This window comes from Paenarthrobacter sp. NyZ202 (genome assembly GCF_049860755.1).
GTDB lineage: Bacteria > Actinomycetota > Actinomycetes > Actinomycetales > Micrococcaceae > Arthrobacter.
Genome location: NZ_CP187556.1, coordinates 3314697 through 3338163 on the forward strand (window position 1 = coordinate 3314697; position 23467 = coordinate 3338163).

The 23467-nt window shown below is 64.5% G+C and carries 19 protein-coding genes; 12 read left to right on the forward strand and 7 right to left on the reverse strand.

Features of this window, described 5'->3' with window-relative positions:
* Window positions 1-53 precede the first annotated feature (53 nt).
* Genes ACPFL9_RS15415 through ACPFL9_RS15430 form a run of 4 tightly spaced genes read left to right on the forward strand, consistent with a single transcriptional unit; the run spans window position 54 to window position 4677 of the window.
* The gene (locus tag ACPFL9_RS15415) at window positions 54-758 is read left to right on the forward strand and encodes a Tat pathway signal protein (RefSeq protein ID WP_426003718.1); all 705 of its coding nucleotides are present in this window, start codon (window positions 54-56) and stop codon (window positions 756-758) included.
* 2 nt (window positions 759-760) lie between these two features.
* Window positions 761-1969 (forward strand): glutathionylspermidine synthase family protein, encoded by a 1209-nt coding sequence (locus tag ACPFL9_RS15420; protein WP_426003719.1) that lies wholly within the window; start codon window positions 761-763, stop codon window positions 1967-1969.
* Window positions 1966-3486 carry an APC family permease gene (locus tag ACPFL9_RS15425; RefSeq protein WP_426003720.1) on the forward strand — a complete coding sequence of 507 codons (1521 nt, stop codon included), beginning with the start codon at window positions 1966-1968 and terminating at the stop codon, window positions 3484-3486. The genes ACPFL9_RS15420 and ACPFL9_RS15425 overlap by 4 nt, the downstream gene beginning before the upstream one ends.
* Before the next feature lie 27 nt (window positions 3487-3513).
* Window positions 3514-4677, forward strand: a complete 1164-nt coding sequence (locus tag ACPFL9_RS15430; protein WP_426003721.1) for an acyl-CoA dehydrogenase family protein — start codon at window positions 3514-3516, stop codon at window positions 4675-4677.
* A 76-nt stretch (window positions 4678-4753) separates the two neighbouring features.
* Here the strand turns inward: ACPFL9_RS15430 and ACPFL9_RS15435 are convergent, their stop codons facing one another.
* Window positions 4754-5362, reverse strand: coding sequence for a TetR/AcrR family transcriptional regulator (locus ACPFL9_RS15435; RefSeq protein WP_426003722.1), 609 nt, complete (start codon window positions 5360-5362; stop codon window positions 4754-4756).
* Window positions 5363-5504: 142 nt separating this feature from the next.
* Between ACPFL9_RS15435 and ACPFL9_RS15440 the strand changes: the two genes are divergently transcribed.
* From ACPFL9_RS15440 to ACPFL9_RS15455, 4 genes are read left to right on the forward strand one after another with little or no spacing between them, the layout of a single operon-like run.
* On the forward strand, window positions 5505-6839 hold the full coding sequence (locus ACPFL9_RS15440; RefSeq protein WP_426003723.1) for an ABC transporter substrate-binding protein: 1335 nt from the start codon (window positions 5505-5507) through the stop codon (window positions 6837-6839).
* Window positions 6836-7783, forward strand: a complete 948-nt coding sequence (locus ACPFL9_RS15445; protein WP_426003724.1) for a carbohydrate ABC transporter permease — start codon at window positions 6836-6838, stop codon at window positions 7781-7783. The genes ACPFL9_RS15440 and ACPFL9_RS15445 overlap by 4 nt, the downstream gene beginning before the upstream one ends.
* Window positions 7780-8700 carry a carbohydrate ABC transporter permease gene (locus ACPFL9_RS15450; protein ID WP_426003725.1) on the forward strand — a complete coding sequence of 307 codons (921 nt, stop codon included), beginning with the start codon at window positions 7780-7782 and terminating at the stop codon, window positions 8698-8700. The genes ACPFL9_RS15445 and ACPFL9_RS15450 overlap by 4 nt, the downstream gene beginning before the upstream one ends.
* Window positions 8700-11798 carry a glycoside hydrolase family 2 TIM barrel-domain containing protein gene (locus ACPFL9_RS15455; protein WP_426003726.1) on the forward strand — a complete coding sequence of 1033 codons (3099 nt, stop codon included), beginning with the start codon at window positions 8700-8702 and terminating at the stop codon, window positions 11796-11798. The genes ACPFL9_RS15450 and ACPFL9_RS15455 overlap by 1 nt, the downstream gene beginning before the upstream one ends.
* Window positions 11799-11870: 72 nt before the next feature.
* Here ACPFL9_RS15455 and ACPFL9_RS15460 read toward each other — a convergent pair whose 3' ends face one another.
* Together ACPFL9_RS15460 and ACPFL9_RS15465 are read right to left on the reverse strand one after the other, a co-directional pair.
* Entirely contained in the window at window positions 11871-13217 is a 1347-nt protein-coding gene (locus ACPFL9_RS15460) for an MFS transporter (protein WP_426003727.1), read from the reverse strand.
* Window positions 13214-13744, reverse strand: a complete 531-nt coding sequence (locus ACPFL9_RS15465) for a winged helix-turn-helix transcriptional regulator (RefSeq protein WP_426003728.1) — start codon at window positions 13742-13744, stop codon at window positions 13214-13216. Before ACPFL9_RS15465 ends, ACPFL9_RS15460 begins: the two co-directional genes overlap by 4 nt.
* Before the next feature lie 147 nt (window positions 13745-13891).
* Between ACPFL9_RS15465 and ACPFL9_RS15470 the strand changes: the two genes are divergently transcribed.
* Window positions 13892-16027 (forward strand): phosphocholine-specific phospholipase C, encoded by a 2136-nt coding sequence (locus tag ACPFL9_RS15470; RefSeq protein ID WP_426003729.1) that lies wholly within the window; start codon window positions 13892-13894, stop codon window positions 16025-16027.
* Here the strand turns inward: ACPFL9_RS15470 and ACPFL9_RS15475 are convergent.
* From ACPFL9_RS15475 to ACPFL9_RS15490, 4 genes are read right to left on the reverse strand one after another with little or no spacing between them, the layout of a single operon-like run.
* Window positions 16024-17373 carry a glycosyltransferase 87 family protein gene (locus ACPFL9_RS15475; protein WP_426003730.1) on the reverse strand — a complete coding sequence of 450 codons (1350 nt, stop codon included), beginning with the start codon at window positions 17371-17373 and terminating at the stop codon, window positions 16024-16026. The two genes, ACPFL9_RS15470 and ACPFL9_RS15475, sit on opposite strands and share 4 nt — an antisense overlap.
* A gap of 4 nt (window positions 17374-17377) precedes the next feature.
* Window positions 17378-18547, reverse strand: coding sequence for a cystathionine gamma-synthase (locus ACPFL9_RS15480; protein ID WP_426003731.1), 1170 nt, complete (start codon window positions 18545-18547; stop codon window positions 17378-17380).
* Between the two features lie 13 nt (window positions 18548-18560).
* Complete coding sequence (locus ACPFL9_RS15485; RefSeq protein ID WP_426003732.1) at window positions 18561-19946, reverse strand: cystathionine beta-synthase; 1386 nt, start codon at window positions 19944-19946, stop codon at window positions 18561-18563.
* 59 nt (window positions 19947-20005) lie between these two features.
* Window positions 20006-20398, reverse strand: a complete 393-nt coding sequence (locus tag ACPFL9_RS15490; RefSeq protein WP_426003733.1) for a VOC family protein — start codon at window positions 20396-20398, stop codon at window positions 20006-20008.
* Window positions 20399-20529: 131 nt separating this feature from the next.
* On the opposite strand from ACPFL9_RS15490, the gene ACPFL9_RS15495 reads away from it, so the two are divergent.
* The 3 genes from ACPFL9_RS15495 to ACPFL9_RS15505 all read left to right on the forward strand — a co-directional run bounded on the left by ACPFL9_RS15495 (window position 20530) and on the right by ACPFL9_RS15505 (window position 23406).
* The gene (locus ACPFL9_RS15495; protein WP_426003734.1) at window positions 20530-21504 is read left to right on the forward strand and encodes a DNA-3-methyladenine glycosylase family protein; all 975 of its coding nucleotides are present in this window, start codon (window positions 20530-20532) and stop codon (window positions 21502-21504) included.
* 118 nt (window positions 21505-21622) lie between these two features.
* Entirely contained in the window at window positions 21623-22591 is a 969-nt protein-coding gene (locus tag ACPFL9_RS15500; protein ID WP_426003735.1) for an ATP-binding cassette domain-containing protein, read from the forward strand.
* On the forward strand, window positions 22591-23406 hold the full coding sequence (locus ACPFL9_RS15505; RefSeq protein WP_426003736.1) for an ABC transporter permease: 816 nt from the start codon (window positions 22591-22593) through the stop codon (window positions 23404-23406). The genes ACPFL9_RS15500 and ACPFL9_RS15505 overlap by 1 nt, the downstream gene beginning before the upstream one ends.
* Window positions 23407-23467 lie beyond the last annotated feature (61 nt).

Here is a 23467-nt window from a genome sequence, read left to right on the forward strand (position 1 = left end):
CCTCATCCGGCCAGGGCGCCGGACACTCCAACGGTCTATCCAGGGGGAAACGAATGGACCCGAAAGACGGCGCTGGCAACCCTGCCGGCGGCCCGGACAACAACGGCCGGGACAACAGCGGCTGGGACGCCGGCAGCACCGGCAGCAACACGCCCAAGCCACCGCCGTGGCAGGTCCCCAAGCCGGAGCTGCGGCCCGATATGGCCGGCTCTGGCCCCGTGCCACAGGCTCCGGAAGGCAAAGGCAAAGGCAAGCGCGGAGCCACGGCCAACGCCGCCCCACACCAGCCCGAACCAGGGAAACCGCTTCCGGTGGTGGACCCGTTCGCCAAGGAACGGGAACGCGAGGCAGCCCACGCGGAGGCCCGAAAGAAGCGCTCGCGGCGCCGCACCGTCGTCGTAGGCCTGGGTGTCACGGCACTGTTGGCCGGCACCATCACCGCAGTGGTGGCCAGCAACGAAGCTGAAGCCGATTACGCCCAGGTGTGTTTCAACGAGGAAACCGGGGAACGCGTTGACGATTCCCAGTGCAACAACAGCAGTTCTGCCGGCCGCAGTTCCGGCGTGTACGCGTGGTACTTCTACTCCCGCGGTGCCAGTGTGCCTGCTGTGGGCCAGAACCGAAGCTCCTACCCCAGCTACACCAAGACGGTCCCGCAGGGTGCCAAGACGTCCACGGGCTACAGCAGCAAGGGCGGCACGGTAAGCCGCGGCGGATTCGGCAGCAGTTCGAAAAGCGGCGGAAGCTCGGGAGGGTAGGCGTGCGGCGATTGACCTCCGCGCCCAGGCCGGACTGGAAACAGAAGATCGAAGAACAGGGCCTGGTTTTCTCCACCACCACCATGCCCGACGGCCGCAAAATCGAATACTGGAACGAATCGGCCTACTACGAATTCACCATGGACGAGGTGGAGACCCTCGAGAAGACTGCCGAGGACATGCATCTCATGTGCCTGGAGGCCGCCAAGTACCTGGCCACCGGCGCCATGGGCGACATCGGCATCGGACGGCAGGCCCTGGAGCTCGCTGCGGAGTCGCTGCAGGCCGGCGACATGGATGTCTACGGCCGCTTCGACTTCATCTACGACGGCAAGGGCGGGCCGGCCAAGATGCTGGAGTACAACGCCGACACCCCTACCGGCCTGATCGAAGCCTCGGTCGCACAATGGTTCTGGCTGCAGGACGTGTTCCCTGATAAGGACCAGTGGAACGGGATCCACGAAGCCCTGATCCGCCAGTGGCAGAAGCTCCAGTTCCGCACGGGCATGAGCACGCTGCACGTCGCCCACTCCGAGGCGGAAGAATCCGGCGAGGACTGGATGACCGCCGCCTACATGCGCGACGTCGCCAGCCAGGGCGGATGGACCACCATTGGCATCAACATGTCCGATATCGGCTGGGACCCCAACCTGAACAGGTTCGTGGACCTGGACAATTTCATGATCAGCACCATGTTCAAGCTCTACCCGTGGGAACTGATGATGAAGGAGCCCTTCGGGCACCGGCTCCTGACCCGCGCGCACAATCCGCGCTGGGTGGAGCCGGCCTGGAAGATGCTGCTCTCCAACAAGGCCCTCCTGGCCGCCCTGTGGCACCTTTACCCCGGCCATGAAAACCTTCTGCCCGCCTATCTGGGCGACCCCGGTCCGCTGAAGGAATGGGTGGCCAAGCCGCTCCATGGCCGCGAGGGCGACAATATCCGCATCCACGCCCCGGGAATCGACATCTCGCAACCTGGCGGCTATGGCCGGGAGGGCTGGTGCTACCAGCAGTACCACTCCCTGCCGGACTACGACGGCAACCATCCCGTCCTGGGGCTGTGGGTGGTGGACGGCGAGTCCGTCGGCTGCGGCATCCGCGAATCAGACGGGCCCATCACGGACTACTTCTGCCGCTTCGTGCCCAACACGATCGACGCTCCGGCGCCGGCACAACCCACTTCGACCTCACCTTTTGGAGCCGTACTATGAGCACTGAAATTTCGACGCCGGGTGGTTCCCCGGGCGGCGACGGAACCGCCGTCGTTCCTTCCAAAGGCCTCCACGCCGGAATCCTGGACCTTGGCGACTCCGTCATGCTGGGCCTGGCGTCAACGGCGCCTGTCTATTCCCTGGCTGCCACGCTGGGCCTCATTGTTGCCGTCAACGGCAACTACACTCCCCTGATCCTCATCCTGGGCTTCATCCCGGTCCTCTTCATTGCCTACGCCTTCCGGGAACTCAACAGCGCCTTGCCGGACTGCGGCACCACGTTCATATGGGCCAGGAAGGCCTTCGGTCCCTGGGCCGGCTGGCTCGGCGGCTGGGGCGTCGCCCTGGCAGGGATCGTGGTGCTCGCCAACCTGGCACAGATCGCCGGCAAGTACCTTTGGCTGCTGGTCGGCGACGGCTCCCTGGCGGAGAACACCTGGCTGGTCACTGCCACCGGTGTACTGTTCATCGCCTTCATGACCTATGTGAATCATCGCGGGATCAGGCTGGGCGAGCATGTACAGCGGACCCTGACCTACATCCAGTACATCTCGCTGGGAATCTTCGCACTGGCGATCATCATCCGCATCGCGGGCGGTGCTCCGGAGGGACAGGCCTTCGACTTTGAGTGGTTCAACCCGGTGGGCGCTTTCGCGGACCCCAGTGCCGTGGTCCACGGCGTGCTGCTGGCGCTGTTCATCTACTGGGGTTGGGACACCTGCCTGGCCCTGAATGAAGAGACTGAGAACCCGGCCAAGACCCCGGGCCGCGGGGCCGTGATCTCGGCGTTCGTCCTGGTAGCGATCTACGTGTCTGTTGCCCTCCTGGTGATGATGTACGCAACGATCGGCACCGACGGCATCGGCCTCGGCAATGAGGCCAACCAGGACGATGTCTTCCTGGCCATGAAGGACGTCGTGCTGGGGCCTTGGGGCTGGCTGATCGTGGTGGCCGTGCTGGCTTCCGTCCTGTCCTCAACGCAGACCACCATCCTCCCGACGGCCAGGGGCACGCTGTCCATGGGAGTGCATGGAGCCCTTCCGCCCCGGTTCGGCAAGGTCCACGAGCGTTACATGACTCCCGGGTTCTCCACGCAGGTGATGGGCGCCGTTGCAGTGGTGTACTACGTGGCCATGAGCTTCCTCAGCGAAAACCTGCTGGCCGACTCCATCAGTGCCATCAGCTTGTTCATCGCCTTCTACTACGCACTGACCGGCTTCTCCTGCGTCTGGTACTTCCGTGCCACACTCCGCGAATCCGCCCGCAACCTCTGGTTCCGCGGCATCCTTCCTTTCCTTGGTGCGCTGAGCCTTACGGTCGCGTTCTTCATCTCCGCCGTGGAAATGTGGGACCCGGCTTACGGCGACACGCAGATCTTCGGCATCGGCGGGGCCTTTGTCAGTGGTGTCCTGCTGCTGGCCCTGGGCGCGGTGCTGGCCGTTGTGTGCCGCTTCGCCCCCTCAACCAGGGACTACTTCACCGGTAAGCGCGCAGAGGCCGGGGTGGTCCGGGGCTAGGGTCGCTCCTGCGCCTAGGATGCTGGCATGAGCGATCCTTCCGATGTCCTTGCCCTCGACTCCCTTTTGAGCACCGAAGAACTGGACACCAGGGAGCGGATCCGCGATTTCACCACCCAACGGATCAGGCCCAACATTGCCCGCTGGTACGAGGACGCCGTCTTCCCCCGGGAGATCGCACAGGAACTGGGTGAGCTGGGTGTCCTCGGCATGCAGCTGGAGGGTTATGGCTGCCCGGGCCGGACCGCCGTCGAATATGGCCTGGCCGCCATGGAACTGGAAGCCGGCGACTCCGGCATCCGCACCTTTGTGTCGGTGCAGGGTTCCCTGGCCATGACCGCGATCCATTCCTGGGGCTCGGAGGAACAGAAGGAGCGCTGGCTGCCCCGGATGGCCGCGGGTGAGCTGATCGGCTGCTTCGCCCTGACAGAGCCCGCTGCGGGGTCCGATCCTTCGTCCATGACCACGTTCGCCCGCGAGTCGGACGGGGGCTGGGTTCTGGACGGTGCCAAGCGGTGGATCGGGTTGGCGTCGATGGCAGACGTCATGGTGGTGTGGGCGAAAACAGCCGAGGGCATCCGCGGCTTCCTGGTCCCGGCCGGGACAGCCGGGGTCACTGCCACCCCCATCGAACCGAAGCTCTCCATGCGCGCTTCCATCCAATGCGAGGTAACGTTCGACGCCGTTCGGCTGGGTCCGGAGTCCGTCCTCCCGGGTGCCAACGGACTCCGCGGGCCGTTCACGTGCCTTAACGAGGCCCGCTACGGCATTGCCTGGGGTGCCATGGGAGCAGCCCGCGACTCCTACGAGGCTGCCTTGGACTACGCCGGTGGCCGCATACAGTTCGACCGCCCGCTGGCCGGGTACCAACTGACGCAGGAAAAGTTGGTGAACATGCTGGTGGAACTGCAAAAGGGCACCATGCTGGCCCTCCACCTGGGCAGATTGAAGGACGCCGGCAAGCTGCGGCCCGAACAGATTTCCCTGGCCAAGCTGAACAACGTGCGCGAGGCCATCAAGATCGCCCGCGAAGCCCGGACCATCCTGGGTGGCAATGGGGTAACCCTGGAACATTCACCCCTGCGGCACGCCAACAACCTGGAATCCGTGCGGACGTACGAAGGCACCGATGAAGTGCACACCCTGATCCTGGGGCACCACATTACGGGCATCCCGGCCTTCCGCGGCTAAGTTTCCCGTTGCGGGGTCCACTGTGCGGGCTATTCGATGGCGTGTCCGCGCAAAGCGGGCCTGACAACGCAGTCAGCTAGCGCGGGACCACCACCAAGTCGAAGAAAGCGCGCAGGCTTTGCGCAACGTTCACGTCGTCCGGGGCCAGGAGCCATTGTGTCTGGACACCATCCCACAGACCCACCAAGGAGGTGGCAGCCTGTGCCGGATCCACTCCGGGGCGGAGCCTTCCCTCGGCCTGGAGCTCCTTGAACCGCCTCGTGTAGCTCCGCCGAAGCCGGGCGAAACGGTCGGTGAAGTACTCCCTGCCAGGGTGCCCTTCGGTCAGGGACTCAGCGCACAGCACCGTGTACAGCTCAATCACCCCGGGGATGTTCTCGTTGTACTCGGCGGTTCCAAAGACCACCTCGGCAAAGCCCTCCGCCATATCGGCCGGGTTGGCGGCCTCGGTAATTTCGTCACGCCGGGCAAGCACTGCCATCAGGAGCTCGCTCTTGGAGGGGAAATAGTGCAGGAGGCTGGTTTGGCTCATGCCGGCGTGGTCGGCGACGTCCTGAAGTGAACCTCCACGGTAGCCCCGGGCAGCAAAAACCGCGTGGGCAGCATCCAAAATGGTGCGTCGCCGCTCCTCGGACTTGGCGTAGGGACCACGCTTCCCGGAGCGCGCACTGTCCTTTGTGGTCATGGCTAGCCAGTGTACAGGCGGAGTTCGCGGCATCACATAAAATTCGAGTAGTCACTCGAATTTTATGTTACCGTGATCACATTCGGCCGCCGGCGGACGTTCGTCAGTGGCCTCTGCAACCGACACAACGAGGTGAAGGCACATGACCGCTCTCACGCGAAGACAACTCCTTGGTGCTGGATTGGGTACCGCCGCAATGGGCGTCCTTTCAGGGTGCGCCACGCCGGGCACCCAGTCAGTCAACGCGGCCCCCACTCTTGCTCCTGCACAGGGCCCCGTGAGGCTTACCTACTGGGCCTGGCTCAAGGACTTCCAGAATGTCGCCGACCTTTGGAATGCACAGCACCCTGATATCCAGGTCGACGTAGTGTGGATTCCAGGCGGCAACTCCGGCGGATACCAGAAGCTCTACTCGGCCCTGGCTGCCGGGGGCGGCCCCGACCTCGCGCAAGTGGAAATGCGTTCCATCCCCGAGTTCCTCCTCGTCAACGGACTGGTGGACCTGTCCCGCTACGGGGCCAATGACCACGCCCATCTCTATGACGAGACACTGTGGAAGCAGGTCAGCTACGCCGGAGGCGTCTACGGCATTCCGCAGGATTCAGGCCCGATGGGGATGTTCTACCAACCCGCGGTCCTCGAATCAGTGGGCGGGACGACCCCCGCCACGTGGGACGAGTGGGCCGGCCTGGGCAAGGAACTCCGCTCCAGGGATGTCTACTTGGACTGCTTCCCCATCAGCGATGCCTCACCGTTTGCTTCCTATGCATCCCAGGCAGGCGCGGTGTGGCTACGCCCGGAATCCGACGGCTGGGTCATCAACATGACCGACGACGCCACGCTCAACACGGCCCGGTTTTTCGATCAAGCCATCAACCAGGACATCGTCAATACTGCCTACGGAGCCTTTTCCCCCGCATGGTTTGCCGCCGCAGCCAAGGGTGGCATTGCCTCCACCATCACGGGCAGTTGGGGTGACGCCCTGGTCCAGGGTGTCAGCGGCTCCGAAGGCAAATGGCGCGTTGCTCCCATGCCCACGTGGGACGGCAGCGGGTTCGGGTCCAGCTATCTGGGAGGTTCCACCGCCGCAGTGCTGGCCAACAGCAAGCACCCCAAAGAGGCACTCGAGTTCGCCGTCTGGCTCACCACCTCCACGGAAGGGATCGATGCCGAGATCAAGCACAGCGGCATCGGCTGGTCGCCCAACCCCGGTTTCATCGGCACTGAGCGGAAGCAACCGTCCACCTTCTTCAGTGGCCAACGCTACAACGAGGAAGTGTTTGTTCCAGCCACGGGCCAACAAAACACGGACTGGTCCTGGTGGCCGGTCACCCAGCAGTCGTTCAACATCCTCAGTGACGGTTTCCGGAAGAAGGCATTCGGGACCAGCTTGGTGGACTCAGTGGTGAAGTCCGAGCAGCAGATCATGGAGGTCTTCAAGAACAAAGGCCTGAGCATCCGGAAGGAAACGTCATGACCACCGTCCGCACCGTTCCAGTCAGCCAACGCTCCGGACCACCACCATCCCGCAGTAAGCGAACCGGAGCCACCACCCGGGCACCCTGGCTTCTGCTTGCGCCGTTCCTGGCATTGTTCGCCCTTACGTTTATCCTGCCCATCATCGCCGCCGTTGGTTCCAGCTTCACCAAGGTCACCCGCCAAGGCCTCTTCGGCGAAGCCGGCGTTACCAGCGAATTCGCGGGATTCGGCAACTACGCATTGGCACTGGGCGACGGAGGTTTTGTGGCCTCCATAGGACGCATGCTGCTCTTTGGCGTCGTTCAGGTTCCTGTGATGATCATTTTCTGCACCGTCCTGGCCTTGCTCCTGGAATCAGCTTCGGCACGATGGCCGGGGTTCTTCCGCGCCGCCTATTTCCTTCCCTACGGGGTGCCAGGTGTGATCGCCACCATCCTCTGGTCCTTCCTCTATGTGCCCGGACTCAGCCCCTTGTTCGATGTAGCCAAGATCGTGGGCCTGACTCCTGACTTCCTGGGTGCCAACAGCGTGCTCTGGTCAGTGGCCAACATCGTGACGTGGAGCTACACCGGCTACAACATGCTGATTATCGTCGCCCAGTTGAAGGCCATTCCGGGGGAACTCTACGAGGCCGCGAAAGTGGACGGCGCCTCGACGTGGCGGGTTGCCCGGAGCATCCAGCTTCCCCTGATTCGTCCCGCGTTGGTCCTCACCACGGTTTTCTCGATCATCGGCACGCTCCAACTGTTCGCCGAAGCCCAGGTGTTGAAAACGGTAGCTCCTGCCATCGACAGCCAGTACACCCCGAACCTCAGCGCCTACACCACGGCCTTTGCCTACAACGATTACAACGTCGCCGCTGCCCAGTCGGTCATCATCGCCGTCGCGGCATTTGTTTTGTCCTTCGCCTTCCTCGCATTCACGAACAGGAAGTCCTCATGACCACAACAGCCACCAAACCGACGTCGAACATCCCGTCACCAGCCGGCAAGCCCGCCATGGGAGCGGACCGCGCGGCAGGGCGGCGCCGCTCATCCACCATCATCGTCACCGCGATCCTGGTGATCGTGGCACTGTACTTCCTGATTCCCGTGTACTGGGTCTTCGTCGCCTCAACAAAGTCCACCGCGGATCTCTTCTCTACCAACGGTTTCTGGTTCGCATCCACGTTTTCCTTGGGCGAGAACATCGCCAAGGTGGTCAGCTACGACAATGGGATCTTTGGCCGCTGGTTCCTGAACTCGGCCATCTACGCGGGCGTTGGCGCACTGCTCGCCACATACTTCGCCGCGGCCGGCGGGTACGCGCTGGCCAAGTACCGGTTCCGCGGACGGAACCTGGTGTTCGGCACCATCCTCGGCGGAGTCCTGGTTCCCGGCACGGCCACGGCGCTGCCCCTGTTCCTCCTGTTCAGCCAGATGGGACTCGCCAACACCTACTGGAGCGTCCTGCTTTCATCCCTTGTCTCGCCTTTCGGCCTGTTCCTCTGCAGGATCTACGCGGAAGCCACCGTGGATACAGCCCTGATCGAGGCGGCACGGATCGACGGCGCAGGGGAACTCAGGATCTTCCACACCATCGGGCTTAAGGTACTCACGCCTGCCCTCGTCACGGTCTTTCTCTTCCAACTTGTAGGCATCTGGAACAACTACTTCCTGCCGCTGGTCATGTTGTCCGACTCCGAGCTCTACCCCATCACACTCGGTCTCAACAACTGGCTTAGCCAGGTTGACCGCTTGCCCGAATTCTATGAACTCACCACCGGCGGAGTGTTGCTGTCCATCATTCCGCTCAGTATCGCAATGGTCGTCCTGCAACGCTTCTGGCGCGGCGGACTGACAGAAGGAGCCGTTAAGTAATGCCTTTGTCCCCAGAACACCAGCACGTTTCCTACCTCACGGATCCCGGCCCCGGATCCGGAAACAGGATGCCCGCGCGCTCGTGGCTGCACAGTGATGCCCCGGCACTCTCCCTTAATGGTGAGTGGCGTTTCAGGCTTCTGCCGGGTGGTCCCGGCACGGCGGGCGGACGTGGAGTCCTTCCCGCGGGAGAAGCAATCGAAGGAGTCTCGGAGGAAGCCCTGGATGACTCAGGATGGGACCAGATGCCGGTTCCCGCCCACTGGGTCCTGGAGGGCCGTGGCCGTTATGGACGCCCGATCTACACCAATGTCCAGTTCCCTTTCCCTCTTGATGCGCCGCACGTCCCGGACCACAATCCGACCGGCGACTACCGCCGGACTTTCGAGGTACCGGCGGAGTGGAGTGAAGCCGGGAAAATCCTTCTGCGCTTTGACGGCGTGGAATCCCGGTACAAGGTGTGGCTCAACGGGAGCCTGATCGGCGTTGGCACGGGAAGCCGCCTCGCCCAGGAATTCGATGTCACCGAAGCCGTACGGCCCGGCAGGAACCTGATTGCCGTCAGGGTCCACCAATGGTCCGCGTCCAGCTATGTGGAGGATCAGGACCAGTGGTGGATGCCGGGCATTTTCCGGGACGTCACCCTTTTGGCCAGGCCCCTCGGCGGAATTGACGACGTCTGGCTCCGCACCGCATTCACCAATGCAGGAGCAGGAACCATCGATCCTGAGATCGTGGCCTCCCCCGCCGCCTTCCCCATCAGGCTCAGCGTGCCGGAACTGGACGTCGACGTCGTCTGGAACTCGCCTGCCGACGTCGCCCCTGTGGCGATCACCGCCGTCGAACCTTGGTCCGCAGAAGTTCCGCGCCTGTACAACGCCACTGTGGCCAGCGAAAGCGAGACCATATCGCTGCGCCTCGGTTTCCGCAGCGTGGAGATCCGGGGAGACCAGTTCCTGGTGAACGGCCGGCGCGTAGTGTTCCACGGAGTTAACCGGCATGAGACCCACCCGGACCGGGGCCGCGTGTTCAACGAAGACTTTGCACGCGAGGACCTGGCCTTGATGAAGCAGTTCAACGTCAACGCCATCCGAACCAGCCACTACCCGCCCCACCCACGCTTGCTGGACATCGCCGATGAGCTGGGCTTCTGGGTGATTCTGGAATGCGACCTCGAAACCCATGGTTTCGAGGCGCACGGCTGGGTTGGCAATCCCAGCGACGATCCCGCTTGGCGTGAGGCCCTGCTGGATCGGATGGAACGGACGGTGGAACGGGACAAGAACCACCCGTCGATCGTCATGTGGTCCCTGGGCAACGAGTCCGGAACAGGATCAAACCTTGCTGCCATGTCCGCCTGGACGCATGCCCGTGACTCCGGGCGACCGGTCCATTACGAAGGCGACTACACGGGCGCCTATACCGATGTGTATTCGCGCATGTACTCCTCCGTCCCGGAGACCGAATCGATTGGCCGCGACGACTCCGGCTCACTCCTGCTGGGTTGCTCCGCCGCGGAGTCGGCCCGCCAGCGGACCAAGCCGTTCATCCTGTGCGAATACATCCACGCCATGGGCAACGGTCCGGGCGCCATCGACCAGTACGAGGACCTCGTGGACCGCTACCCCCGCCTGCACGGTGGGTTCGTTTGGGAGTGGCGGGATCACGGCATCCGTACCACCACCTTGGATGGCACGGAGTTCTTCGCCTATGGCGGCGACTTTGGCGAGGTGGTGCACGACGGGAACTTCGTGATGGACGGCATGGTCCTGTCCGACTCCACACCAAGCCCTGGACTCTTTGAGTACAAGCAGGTTGTCTCGCCGTTCCGTTTGGGTTTTGGACCGGAAACGCCCGACGGCGGCACGGGCCGGTTCGTGTCCGTCGCCAACCTGCGGCACACGGCGGATGCATCGGATATTGTGCTGCGCTGGCGTACCGAGGTGGACGGGGTGGTAAACGCTTCCGGCGAACTGGACGTGCTCACGGAAGCGGGAACGCCGCTGGCTGCCGGCGATGCGGCGCGGATCGCGATGCCGGCGTTCGCGCCCGTGGCCTCTGCCGAATACTGGCTGACGGTGGAGGCCGTCCTCCGAAAGGACACAGCGTGGGCAGAAGCCGGGCACGTTATCAGCGCCGCGCAATTGGAGCTGACCGAGACAGGTCCGCGCCAGGCAATACCCCGCCCTCTTGTTCTGCCTTCGCGGCCTGATGGCGGGGCGCCGACAACGTTGACCTTGGGACCCGCGGCTTTCCAGGACGGCCGTCTGGTCTCGCTGGCCGGCTTGCCGGTGACCGGGCCGCGCCTCGAACTGTGGCGGGCACCGACCGACAACGACGCCGGTGCAGGGAGGGGCAGCTACGACACCGCCGATCCATGGCTGAACAACGGGAACGGGGTGCCTGCCCCGGCCCTGGCAGAGCAATGGCGCCAAGCTGGACTCGACCGCTTGACTGCGCGTGTAGAGGACGTCGTTTCCAGCGGTGACGGCCTGCGTGTCCGTACGCGCTATGCCGCCGCGAACAGCTCGCACTGGGTCTCCGTGACCGAAGAGTGGCAAGTATCCGGCGGCGAGCTCTGGCTGCGCGTTGACGTCATCCCCGGATCCCGCTGGGACATGGTCTGGCCCAGGGTGGGCATCCGTTTGGACTTGCCCGGTTCGGTTGACGGGGTCTCGTGGTTTGGTACGGGACCGCGCGAGTCCTACCCGGACAGCCGCCGTTCCGCCCTGGTAGGCCGGTACTCGGCAGGAATTGAGGAGTTGTCCGTTCCTTACTCCAAACCCCAGGAGACCGGACACCGGAGCGATGTACGGTCACTGGACCTGCAAAACTCCGGCCATCCTTGGTTGCGGTTCGACGCTGTCCCTGATTCCCGTGGGCGCCTGCCGGGATTTACCCTGGCAGGGCACACAGCCCAGGAAATGGCCGGCGCGGATCACCCCCACGAACTGCCGGCAAGCCAAGGCAGCTACCTGTACCTCGACGCCGCTCAGCATGGACTGGGTTCGAGGGCCTGCGGGCCGGATGTCTGGCCTGACTTTGCGTTGCGGCCCGAGGCCAGGAATCTGACGTTCAAGATCACGGACGTGGGCTAGTACACCCGTTGTGGGGCCTGCTCTGCGCGTTTCCAGGCCGGAATAGCGCGCAGAACGGGCCCCACAACACGGTCAGGGAACAGCCACCGGCTCCTTGCGTGCGGCGTCCTTGCGGATGGTGGCACTGATGACGGCGGCCACGGTGCACATGGCTGCCGCACCAAGCCAGGCGTAGTTGTAGTGCCCCGTGGCGTCGCGGATGAATCCGGCCAGGAGAGCCGCCACGGCTGCTCCGAGCTGGTGGGCCGCGAACACCCAACCAAACACCACGGAACCATCTGCACCGAAGACGGAGCGGCAGATGGCCGCCGTGGGCGGGACGGTGGCAACCCAGTCCAGGCCATAGACCACCACGAAGATGATCATGCTTGGCTCCACCGTGGAGCCCAGCAGCAAGGGCAGCACCAGCAGCCCGATGCCACGGAATTGGTAGTAGATGGCCAGCAGCACCTTCGGGTTGAACCGGTCCGTTAGCCAACCGGAGGCGATGGTGCCCACGATATCGAAGATCCCCACCACGGCCAGCAGCCCGGCAGCAGTAGTTTCCGGCATGCCATGATCGTGCGCCGACGGTATGAAGTGCGTTCCGATCAGTCCGTTGGTGGTAGCACCGCAGATTGCGAAACCGGCGGCGAGCCCCCAGAACGTCCGTACCCTGCTGGCCCTTTTCAGGACCTGGAGTGCCCGCACCGCAGCGTTGACCGGCTTGCCGCCCGGCGTCGTGCTTTCCTCCGGGGCGGCCACCTCCGTTGGCGCTTCGGCACCGTATGGAAGGACCCCGACGTCGGCAGGTGAGTTGCGCAACCAGCGCAGCACCAGCGGAACAACGGCAAGCGCGCCGGCGGCGATGAGGAGTGATGCACCCCGCCAACCGGGGTTTTCGGCGAGCGCCGCGATGAAGGGCAGGAAGACGAGCTGCCCTGCTGCGCTTCCGGCGGTGAGGATGCCGATCACCAGGCCGCGGCTCTTGGCGAACCAGGTGTTGGCGATGGTAGCGGCAAACACCAGCGCCATGGATCCCGTTCCCAGTCCAATGAGCAGGCCCCAGGTGAACAGGATCTGCCAGGACTGGTTTACGAAGACGGTGAGTGCGGAGCCCAGCCCGATCAGGCACAGCGCCAGTGCCGTGACCTTCCGGATCCCGAACCGCTCCATGAGGGCCGCCGCGAAGGGAGCCGTCAGTCCGAAGAGCACCAGGTTGATGCTGACCGCCAGTGACAGGACGGTGGTTGACCATCCGAATTCCTCGCGCAGCGGGACCATCAGCACCCCCGGAGCGGCACGGAATCCCGCTGCTCCCACCAGGGCCAGGAATGCGACGGCGGCTACGATCCATGCGGGGTGGAGGCGGCGTGCGGGCTTCTTCCCGTCCGGAGTGGCCCCGGCGTCGGAGGTGCGGGTTGTCTTTGACGCGGTCATGCGGGCATCTCCGTTTGCTGTGATGTGGTGGCCGGTCCGCCTGGTGGTGCGACCGCCAGTTGGATGGGGTGCCCGCTCCTGAGGCTGTGCCAGCTGGTATTGGCTGCCGTAAGGGGTGTCCCGCAGTGCGTGCAGGTATCGGCGGATGACGTTGGCTGTCCGCAGTCGGTGTGGATGACGCGCATATGGGAAACGTCGTTGGGTGCATCCAGGTGCTTCTCGGCCCAGATGATGATGGCATTGAGCACGGGGAGCGCGTCTTCACCCTTGCGGGTCAGTACGTATTCGTGCCGGGTCCTGCCGCCATCCTGGTAGGGACGCTTGGCCAGCAGCCCAGCCTCCACGAGCCAGCCGAGCCGCTTGCTTAAGACGTTGTCGGCCACATCGAGCCGCTTCTTGATGGTGTCATAGCGGCCATTCCCGAAGAAGATTTCCCGGAGGACCAGGCTGCCCCAGGGATCACCAAGGACATCAAGGCCACGGGCAAGGCTGCAGGTCCTGGCAGACCAGTCCGAACGCAAAGGCATGATGTGAACGTACCTGACTTCTTTGAAGAAAGCCAGAGCGCCCCCGCGGGCGCGACACACCCCCTTGGTTTGCCCCGGTTTCACTCGTGGTTCACCAGGCTCTCCTACGCTGGCTTGGTCAACTCTGACCACGAAAGGCGTTAGTTAATGTCCTTGAAGTTCCCTGATCTGGTTAATCGTTCAACCGACGGCTCGCTTTCCCGGCGCGGCTTCCTCGGCACCGCCGCCGCGGCCACCGCCCTGGCGGCCACCGGCTCCCTGCTGCCTCCTTCGGTCCAGGCAGCGATGGCCAAGCCGGTACCGCCGGGAGACCTCCAGTCCATCAAGCACGTGATCATCCTCATGCAGGAAAACCGGTCCTTCGACCACTATTTCGGCTCCCTGCGCGGCGTCCGGGGCTACGGGGACAAAGCTGTAACCCGGCTGCCGGGTGGGACCTCCATGTTCGAGCAGCCCCGGGCCACGGGCGGCACGGTGCTGCCTTTCTCGCTGCGGAAGGCAGCCGAACTGGCCGGCCGTCCCGGCTCGGACATTCAATACCTGGGTGACCTCGACCATTCGTTCTCCGGAACAACGGCAGCCTGGAACAACGGATGGTGCGACCGGTGGATTCCGGCCAAGAGCGCGTCCACCATGACGTTCTACGAGCGGGCCGACATCCCCCTGCAGTACGAACTCGCCGACACCTTCACCATCTGCGACGCGTACCACTGCTCGGTCAACGGTTCCACCAACCCCAACCGGAATTACCTCTGGAGCGGCACCACCGGAACCGAACCGGGCAGCACCAAACGTGCCGTCACCAACGCGGCCTACGGTTACACCCACGGCGGCTATGACTGGACCACCTACCCCGAACGCCTTGAACAAGCCGGCATTCCCTGGAGGATCTACCAGGACTGGGACAACTTCACGGACAACGCCGTGGAATACTTCCAGACATTCAAGGCGATCGGCCGCAAGATACTGGCGTCCGTGGAAGGAAACCTGCGGACCACCGAAGAGTTCTACGACAAGCTCGCCGGCAGGACCGCCGCAGAGCAGGACCGCCTGCTGGCCCAACTGCACGAAGGCCGGGCGACGCTGAGCGAAGCAGAGAAGGCACTCTTCGACAAAGCGATGTGGCGCGGGCGCCCTGACACCTTGTTGGAACGCCTCAGTGCCGACATCGCCGACGGCACTCTTCCCCGCGTCAGCTGGCTGGTTCCCTCCGCGGCCGACTCGGAACACCCCGGCGCCTCCACACCAGTGGGCAGCGCCAACTTCGTCTACCGGCTGCTGGACACCGTGGCCAGCAACCAGGAGACGTGGGACAGCACCGCGATCTTCCTGAACTTCGATGAGAACGACGGCTACTTCGACCACGTTCCCCCGCCTGTCCAGCCGCGGCCCGCCTCCGGTGAGGACACCGAATGGACCACGGGCCAGCCCATCGGCCTGGGGCCCCGCGTGCCCATGACCGTGGTTTCACCGTGGACGATCGGTGGCTACGTGAGCTCCGAGGTGTTCGACCACACGTCCGTGCTGCGCTTTTTGGAGCGCTGGACCGGAGTGGAGGAACCCAACATCTCGCCGTGGCGCCGTGAGGTCTGCGGGGATTTGACGGGGGTGTTCAACTTCCAGTCCCCCGGCACTCCTCCCGTGCTTGACCAGCCCGGCCCGGTACCGGCCAAGATCAGCCGCTGGCGACCCAATCCACCAGCCGTCCCGGTGGCTCCGATCCAGGAGGCGGGGAGCCGGCCGGCGCGGCCGCTTCCCTACCGTCCCAGGGTGTCCGCCGCGGTCCGGCCTGCGGGGATCACGCTGGCGTTGGCCAATGACGGCCGGCGCTCCACGCACTTCACTGTCTACGGCTACGCGGGCGAAGTCACCGAACCCCGCCACGTGGATGTCCTCGGCACCCACAGCGTGGACCTGCCCGCTCCCGGCGGCGGCTTTGACGTGGTGGTCACAGGCCCCAACCGCTACCAGTACGAGCTGAAGGGCTCGACGGCGGGTGCCGCGTCCGGCGTCGACGTTCGCCTTAACGGCTTCCGCGGCGGCAAGGCCGTGGAGCTGGAAGTCCGCAACACCGGCACGGCAACCGTCACCGTGCGCCTGGAAGCGCTGCAGTACGGGGACCGTTCCGAATCCGTGCGGCTCAAGCCGGGCCAAGTCAGGAAGATCGGCTGGGAGACCATCCAGGGCTGGTACGACGTGGAGGTCACGAGCCCTGACGACGCATCCTTCCGGCGGCGCCTGACCGGCCGTGAAGAAGATGGCCGGGAGGGTATTTCAGGCTAGGCCGTAGTGCGGGGTGCGGCGTCTGCGCCAGGTGCGGCTCCGGGGCTGGTCCGGCCCTCCCCGGGGTCGCTGGACCGGGCCGCCGCACCCTGCCTCAGCACGGCCCGTGACGGCCGATAGGCAAGCGCCCAGTAAGCCAGCATGGCCAACGCGCACACCACGCCAAGGCTGGACACCATCAGCTGCCACTGGGTCTGCGGATCCTTGCCCCATTCGGCAGCTCCCGCCCAGACGGCCAGGTTCTTGGGGGTCATGTAGAACGCAATGGTGGAGGCCACCACAATGATCCAGCCAGCCAGACGCATGCGTCCGCTGCGGGTGGGAACGCGGTGCATGGCGAAGGCCATGCTCGGCAGGGCAACAGCCACCCACACCCAGTGGTGCGACCACGAAACCGGGCTGATCAGCAGCATGAGGATCGCCGTTGCGGACACGGCAACGAAGTTCTCCTCGGCATTGACCGCCCACTTGATGATCAGGGCGGTCAGGACGGCCAGTCCCACTGAGCCTGCGAGCCAGACGAGGTTGGTGATCGTCGAATCGGGCATTCCGAAGTGCAGCAGCAAACCCTTCAGCGAGAGGTTGTCAACGTAGGCCGGCCCACCGATCCGTCCAGTGTCCGGAAGGATCCGGGTCCAGAACATGAGCGACGTTTGGGGCAGCGCTGCCCAGGCCGCGGCAATGGAGCCGAAGAACCCTGCTGCCATCCATGCGAGCGCTTTGAAGTCCTTGCGCACCAGGAAATAGAGCCCGAAGGCCAGGGGCGTGAGCTTGATGCCTGCAGCCAGGCCGATCAGGAGTCCGGCGGGCCAGCGGATCTGTCCTGCCCGCACTTTGCCGTAGAGCGCGAAGTCGGCCAGGATCACGCCCATCAGGATGATGTTGATCTGTCCAAAGACGAAGGTGTCACGCCATGGGCCCAGCAACAGGATGGCACCGGTGCCCAGTAACGCAGTGGTCCTGAAACGGTAGTCGGCAAACGCCGCCCGCCATTCCACATGGCCGAAGTAGTGCCTGGCCAGCCAGGCAGCGACCACGGCAGCTCCCACCAGGGCAGCGATGATGAAGACCAGGCTGCCCGCGAAGAAGCCCAACGCGGCGAGGCCTGAGAAAAGCAGGGCTGCGAACGGCGGATACGTGAACGGCAAGCCGTCGCGGACCGCGTAAAGGTCGCCGCCTTCCAGGATCCTGGTCCCACCGTAGTGGTAGACCTCGTAGTCATACAGGGCCGGCTGGTAATCCGTGTAGAGGAACCAGACCGCGACGGCGAGGGTGAACAGGGCAGCAAGGGTCAGCGTCCAGCCGCGCTTGGCGGTGGACGCTGCCGTTTGTACAGGAGAAGACACGGTGTCAGCCGTTGCTGATCTTGGCGAAGGCCTGTTCGAGGTCGGCAATCAGGTCCTCGGCATCCTCGATGCCGCAGGACAGCCGCAGCAGGTTCTCCGGAACCGCCAGCTCCGTGCCCTTCACGGAGGCATGGGTCATCTCGGACGGGTAGTTCATGAGGGATTCGATCCCGCCCAGGGACTCTGCCAGCGTAAAGACGGAGGTCGACTCGGCAACCGTGCGTGCCGCTGCCTCACCGCCCTTGAACTGTACAGACACCATGCCGCCGAACTTCTTCATCTGCCGGGCAGCCAGGTCATGGCCCGGGTGGTCGGGAAGTCCCGGGTACAGGACAGCTTCCACTTCCGGGCGCTGCAGCAGCCACTCGGCAACCGCCTGGCCGTTCTCGCTGTGACGGTCCATGCGTACGCCCAGGGTCTTGAGGCCACGCGTGGTCAGGAAGGCGTCCATGGGCCCGGACACAGCGCCAACGGCGAACTGGATAAAGCCGATCTTTTCGGCCAGTTCAGCATCCTTGACCACGATCGCTCCCCCCACCACGTCGGAGTGTCCACCGATGTACTTGGTGGTCGAGTGGACCACCACATCGGCACCCAGGGTGAGCGGGGTCTGCAGGTAGGGGGACGCAAAGGTATTGTCGACCACCAGGAGGGCACCGGCGTCGTGGGCTACCTGGGCGAGCGCCGCGATGTCGGTGATCTTCATCAGCGGGTTGGAGGGCGTCTCTACCCACACGATGCGCGTGTTGTTGGCGGCAACAGCACGTGCCACGGCGTCAAGGTCGGCCATGTCCACCGGCGTGTTTCCTACGCCCCAGTCACCCAGGACACGGTTGATCAGGCGGTATGTTCCGCCGTAGGCATCGTTGCCGAGGACGATGTGGTCTCCCGGGCGGGCCACCGCACGGATCAGGGAGTCCTCGGCGGCGAGGCCGGAGCCAAAGGAAAACGCGGCGGTGCCACCTTCCAGCGCGGCAAGCTGTTCCTGCAGCGAATCGCGGGTGGGGTTGCCGCCGCGGCCGTACTCGTAGCCGGAGCGGAGGCCGCCGATGCCGTCCTGGGCGTAGGTGGTGCTGAAGTGCAGGGGCGGAACGACCGCGCCGGTCCGTGGCTCGAAGGCCTGGCCGGCATGGACGGCCCGGGTGTTGAAACCGGCGTTGTTGCGTGCAGACATGGAAGCTCCTTTGTCAGTTGCTCAGGTAGGCAAGAAGGTCATGCCGCGTCAGGATGCCCACGGGGGCACCAACGAACGTGACCATGACGGTATCGACGTCGGACAACAGCTCGCGGGCAGCGGATATGGTCTCCAGCGATCCGATCACGGGGAGCTTGTCCCCCATGTGCTCGGCGATCTTGTCCGTGAGCTTGGCTTCGCCCCGGAACAGCTTGCTGGTCAGGCTGCGCTCGTCCACTGCACCAAGGACCTCACCCATCACCACCGGCGGTTCCTGCGACAAAACGGGGATGTGGGAGACGCCGAACTCGTTCATGATGTTGATGACGTCGCGCACGGACTCGTTCGGGTGGATGTGGACCAGGTCTGGAAGCTCACCGGTCTTGGACTTGAGGACCTCGCCCACGGACACTTCTTCCCCTCCTGAGAGGAAGCCGTAGGAACGCATCCATTGGTCGTTGAAGATCTTGGCCAGGTAGCCCCGGCCGGAATCGGGCAGGATCACCACCACGACGGCTGACTCATCCAGCTCCTGCGCGGCCTTCAGCGCAGCGACCACTGCCATGCCGGACGAACCACCCACCAGGAGGCCTTCCTCGCGGGCAAGGCGGCGCGTCATGGCGAAGGAGTCGGCGTCCGAAACGGCAATGACGTGGTCTGCCACCGTGGGATCGTAGTTGGCGGGCCACATGTCCTCGCCGACGCCCTCCACAAAGTAGGGACGCCCGGTGCCGCCGGAGTAGACCGAGCCTTCCGGGTCGGCACCAATGACCTTGACCCGTCCGCCGTCGGACTCGGGACGCTCCGCCGAGACCTGCTTCAGGAAGCGGCCCGTGCCGGTGATGGTGCCGCCGGTTCCGGCACCGATCACCACATGGGTCACCTTGCCGTCCGTGTCGCGCCAGATCTCCGGCCCGGTTGACTCAAAGTGGCTGCCCGGTGCGGCCGGGTTGGAGAACTGGTCCGGTTTGAAGGCGCCCGGAATCTCCTTGACCAGGCGGTCGGACACGCCATAGTAGCTGTGCGGGCTGTCCGGTGCCACGGCGGTGGGGGTCACCACGACTTCCGCTCCGTAGGCTTCCAGGACGGCGCGCTTGTCTTCGCCCACCTTGTCCGGCACCACGAATACGCACTTGTAGCCCTTCTGCTGCGCCACGAGCGCCAGGCCAACACCCGTGTTGCCGGAGGTAGGCTCCACGATGGTTCCGCCCGGCTTGAGCCGCCCGTCCTTCTCGGCCGCTTCGATCATTTTCACGGCGATGCGGTCCTTGATGGAGCCGCCGGGGTTCACGTATTCGAGCTTGACCAGGACGGTGGCCTTGATGCCTGCAGTAACGTGGTTGAGCTTGATGAGCGGCGTATTGCCTATGAGGTCCAACACGGACTGGGCGTACTTCATAGGTACAAAGTTACCGCCTGCCTGCTGCTCCCCGGACCGGCGGTCACCGGGAGTCAACCTCAGCTTCCCGCGGAAGAGTCTGTCTGCCACACGCCCAGGATGTTGCCTTCGGTGTCCTTGAAGTACGCGTACCAGCCCATGCCCGGTACGGCATCCTTGCCCTGCACTACCGATCCACCGGCCGATTCAACCTGGGCCAGGGCAGCGTCGACGTCCTCCACGTCCAGCGTGAGGATCGGCGTTTTCAGGTTGTCCGTACGGGGGAACAACGCGCCGTTGATGGCTCCTGGCTGTTTGGGTGCGCCTGTTTGTTCATCGGAATCAGTGGTGATGGCGATCGTATAGTCCATGCCCTGCATCGGGCTGAGGTTCCAGTCGAAGACGCTCTTGTAGAAGCTGTTGGCCCGGTCGGTGTCCTCGGTGGGGATTTCAAAGTGCACAATTCCAGCCATGGTTCCGCGCTCCTGGTTTTGGTTTGGGGCGCGGCCCACCCGCGCCACATCTGGGAGTCTAGACCCGCGCAATTTATTCCGTAAGGGTTGGCTGGCTCGGATTGTCGGTGGTGCGTGGGACCATTAAGTACATGACCATCGCAGAAGCCCCGCCCCTTGTTGCGGCCGCGGCAGATGCTTCTGTGCGGTGGCATCCCGGCGCAGCGTTCCGGCTGGACCAGACCCTCTTTCCCTTGATGCGCGGCAACGGCGATCCGTCGTTCGCTGCCCACCCAAACGGCTTTTGGCTGGCGTTCACCACGCCCGCGGGGCCCGCCACCTTGCGGCTCTCCGGTGGTGGTGCCGGCAACGTTTCCTTCGTGGATGCCCAGGCCTGGGGTCCCGGCGCAGGGGACGCCGTGGCAGGGGTGCCCCGGCTTTTGGGCGCGGCTGACGATTGGTCCGCCTTTGACGAGCCCGCTTTCCACCACACCCTCCCGCGGCTGGTGCGGGAAGCACGACGCCGGAACCTGGCTGTGCGGCTGCCTTCCACCGGCCGGGTGGTTGACTCCCTGGTGCCCACCATCCTGGAGCAGAAGGTCACCACCCTGGAGGCCCGGCGTGGTTACCGGTACCTGATGTACCGCTACGGAACCGACGCTCCCGGCCCGGCTGCTCCGCGAGGACTGCTCGTGCCGCCCACTGCCCGGCAGTGGCTTTCCGTTCCGTCGTGGGAATGGCACAAGGCAGGAGTTGGGCCGCAGCGTTCGGCCACGGTCATGCGCGCGCTGCAGTCCGCCGTCGCACTTGAACGCCTGGGCGCGGTAAGCGCGGCCGAGGCCGGAGCAAAACTGCAGTCCATTCCCGGCATTGGCGTGTGGACGGCGGCGGAGGTGGTGCAACGGACCCACGGCTGCCCCGACTCAATTTCCGTGGGCGACTACCACCTTGCGTCGTACGTTGGGTATGCGCTGACGGGCCGGAAGACGGACGACCCCGGCATGATCGAACTCCTCGAACCCTGGCGGGGGCAACGCCAGCGGCTGGTGCGGATGCTGTACCTGAGCGGGTTCCGCAAGCCCACCTTCGGACCGCGGATGACGGTCCAGGACCACCGCGCACACTGACCCTCCCCATGCGGACGGAAGGTGTCCGCGGAAGTATTTACCGTGCCCGCTGCCGGGTATAGCGTGGCGCCTGGAGTCAGCTAATCCCAGCCCTGCAGCTACCCGCCCTGGAGTGCCCGTGATCCACACGAACAAGCTCACCAAAACGTTTACTGCGAAAAAAGAAACGGTGGAGGCCGTCAAGGGGGTGGACATCGACGTCGCACCGGGTGAGTTGGTGGCCTTCCTGGGGCCGAACGGTGCCGGCAAATCCACCACCCTGCGCATGCTCACCACGCTGCTGAAACCTACCTCCGGCACCGCCACGGTGGCGGGGGTGGATGTCGGCGAGGACCCGGCCGGTGTCCGGGCACGCATCGGCTACATCGGCCAGGGCAACGGCGGCGGGCATAGCTACCGCGTCATTGACGAACTCATCATGCAGGGCCGCTTCTACGGCATGAACACCGCGGACGCCAAGGCGCGGGCCGAGACGCTCATGGCATCCCTGGACCTGGGCGACCTCGCCAAGCGCACCGTCATCAAGTTGTCCGGCGGCCAGCGCCGCCGCATGGACGTAGCCCTGGGACTCATGCACTCCCCGCAACTGCTGTTCCTCGACGAGCCCTCCACCGGAATGGATCCGCAGAACCGGGCCAACCTGTGGGAACACATCATGCGGATGCGTGCTGAACTCGGCACCACGATCGTGCTCACCACGCACTACATGGACGAGGCCGATTCCATGTCCGAGCGCGTGATCGTGATCGACCACGGCTCGATCATCGCCGACGACACCGCCGCCAGGTTGAAAGCGAACCTCGCCGGCGATCTCCTGGCGGTGGAGGTTGCGGCGGGGGCCGCTCCCGAGGTCCGGGGCCTGCTGGGCCGGGCCGCCGCAGAAGGCCAGCTTGAAGAGGCCGCCTACGACGGCGTGGTCCGCTTCCGGTTGCGGCTGGCGGAGGGAGCGCGCCTTGCGCCCGGCCTCCTGAAGGACATGCACGACGCCGGTGCTCCCGCCCAGTCAATGGAGCTGAAACCACCCACGCTCGACGACGTTTTCCTGGAACTCACGGGCCGCAGTTTGCGGGAAGGAGCTGAGGTTTGATGGCCGCAGAAGCCGCGGTGAAGGTGGGGACCGGCCTGCACAGGCCTGGGGTTTCCCGCGTTGTGTCCGACACCTGGTTCGTATTTTGGCGGGAGATGCTCCTGCCGCTGCGGGACCCGTTCTCGCTGATCTTCTCCCTGATCCAACCCTTGGTGTTTTTGGGGTTGTTTGGTCCACTGCTCAGTGCGTCGGTGGGTGCTCCGGTCTTTGGCGGACAGTCCACGCTGCAGTGGTTCCTGCCGGGCGTGGTGGTCATGATCGCCCTCTTCGGCACGTCCATGACCGGCTCCAACCTGCAGTACGAGCTCATGACGGGCTCCTACGAAAGGATTCTTGCCACTCCCCTGTCCCGTTCCTCTTTGATGGTCGGCAGGGCGCTGAAGGAGTGGGCTCCGCTGGTGGTCCAGGGCCTGCTGATCTCCGTGGTCTGCATCCCGTTCGGCTTCGTGTTCCATCCGGCGCACGTCCTGCTGGGCCTGGTGATCCTGGGTATCTTCGGCATCGGGCTGGGCGCTTTGTCCTACGCGTTGGCGCTGGTGTCCCGGAACAAGGAGTGGATTTTCTGGGGCGTGCAGCAAACCCTGCTGTTCCCGCTGATGATTTTGTCCGGCATCATGCTGCCGATCGAGGTGGGACCGGACTGGATGAAAGTGGCCAGCTTGTTCAACCCGCTGACGTACCTCGTCAATGCAGAGCGTGAGCTCTTCGCCGGAACGGTCGGCAACCACACGCTGTGGGGACTCGTGGCCGCCGTGGTGACTGCCGCCGTCGGGCTGGTGGTGGGGATCCGCACGATTGCCCGCAGCACCAAGTAGTGTCCGCCTGGCTTCTGCCACACCGTTGCCTGGCGCAACAGAGCCGTAACCACAGCAAAAC

Bases quoted from the DNA above. Each gene is read 5' to 3' on its own strand.
- ACPFL9_RS15415 (WP_426003718.1), top strand. From the start codon at position 54: ATGGACCCGAAAGACGGCGCTGGCAACCCTGCCGGCGGCCCGGACAAC.
- ACPFL9_RS15425 (WP_426003720.1), top strand. From the start codon at position 1,966: ATGAGCACTGAAATTTCGACGCCGGGTGGTTCCCCGGGCGGCGACGGA.
- ACPFL9_RS15430 (WP_426003721.1), top strand. From the start codon at position 3,514: ATGAGCGATCCTTCCGATGTCCTTGCCCTCGACTCCCTTTTGAGCACC.
- ACPFL9_RS15435 (WP_426003722.1), bottom strand. From the start codon at position 5,362: ATGACCACAAAGGACAGTGCGCGCTCCGGGAAGCGTGGTCCCTACGCC.
- ACPFL9_RS15440 (WP_426003723.1), top strand. From the start codon at position 5,505: ATGACCGCTCTCACGCGAAGACAACTCCTTGGTGCTGGATTGGGTACC.
- ACPFL9_RS15445 (WP_426003724.1), top strand. From the start codon at position 6,836: ATGACCACCGTCCGCACCGTTCCAGTCAGCCAACGCTCCGGACCACCA.
- ACPFL9_RS15450 (WP_426003725.1), top strand. From the start codon at position 7,780: ATGACCACAACAGCCACCAAACCGACGTCGAACATCCCGTCACCAGCC.
- ACPFL9_RS15455 (WP_426003726.1), top strand. From the start codon at position 8,700: ATGCCTTTGTCCCCAGAACACCAGCACGTTTCCTACCTCACGGATCCC.
- ACPFL9_RS15460 (WP_426003727.1), bottom strand. From the start codon at position 13,217: ATGACCGCGTCAAAGACAACCCGCACCTCCGACGCCGGGGCCACTCCG.
- ACPFL9_RS15465 (WP_426003728.1), bottom strand. From the start codon at position 13,744: ATGCCTTTGCGTTCGGACTGGTCTGCCAGGACCTGCAGCCTTGCCCGT.
- ACPFL9_RS15470 (WP_426003729.1), top strand. From the start codon at position 13,892: ATGTCCTTGAAGTTCCCTGATCTGGTTAATCGTTCAACCGACGGCTCG.
- ACPFL9_RS15480 (WP_426003731.1), bottom strand. From the start codon at position 18,547: ATGTCTGCACGCAACAACGCCGGTTTCAACACCCGGGCCGTCCATGCC.
- ACPFL9_RS15485 (WP_426003732.1), bottom strand. From the start codon at position 19,946: ATGAAGTACGCCCAGTCCGTGTTGGACCTCATAGGCAATACGCCGCTC.
- ACPFL9_RS15490 (WP_426003733.1), bottom strand. From the start codon at position 20,398: ATGGCTGGAATTGTGCACTTTGAAATCCCCACCGAGGACACCGACCGG.
- ACPFL9_RS15495 (WP_426003734.1), top strand. From the start codon at position 20,530: ATGACCATCGCAGAAGCCCCGCCCCTTGTTGCGGCCGCGGCAGATGCT.
- ACPFL9_RS15505 (WP_426003736.1), top strand. From the start codon at position 22,591: ATGGCCGCAGAAGCCGCGGTGAAGGTGGGGACCGGCCTGCACAGGCCT.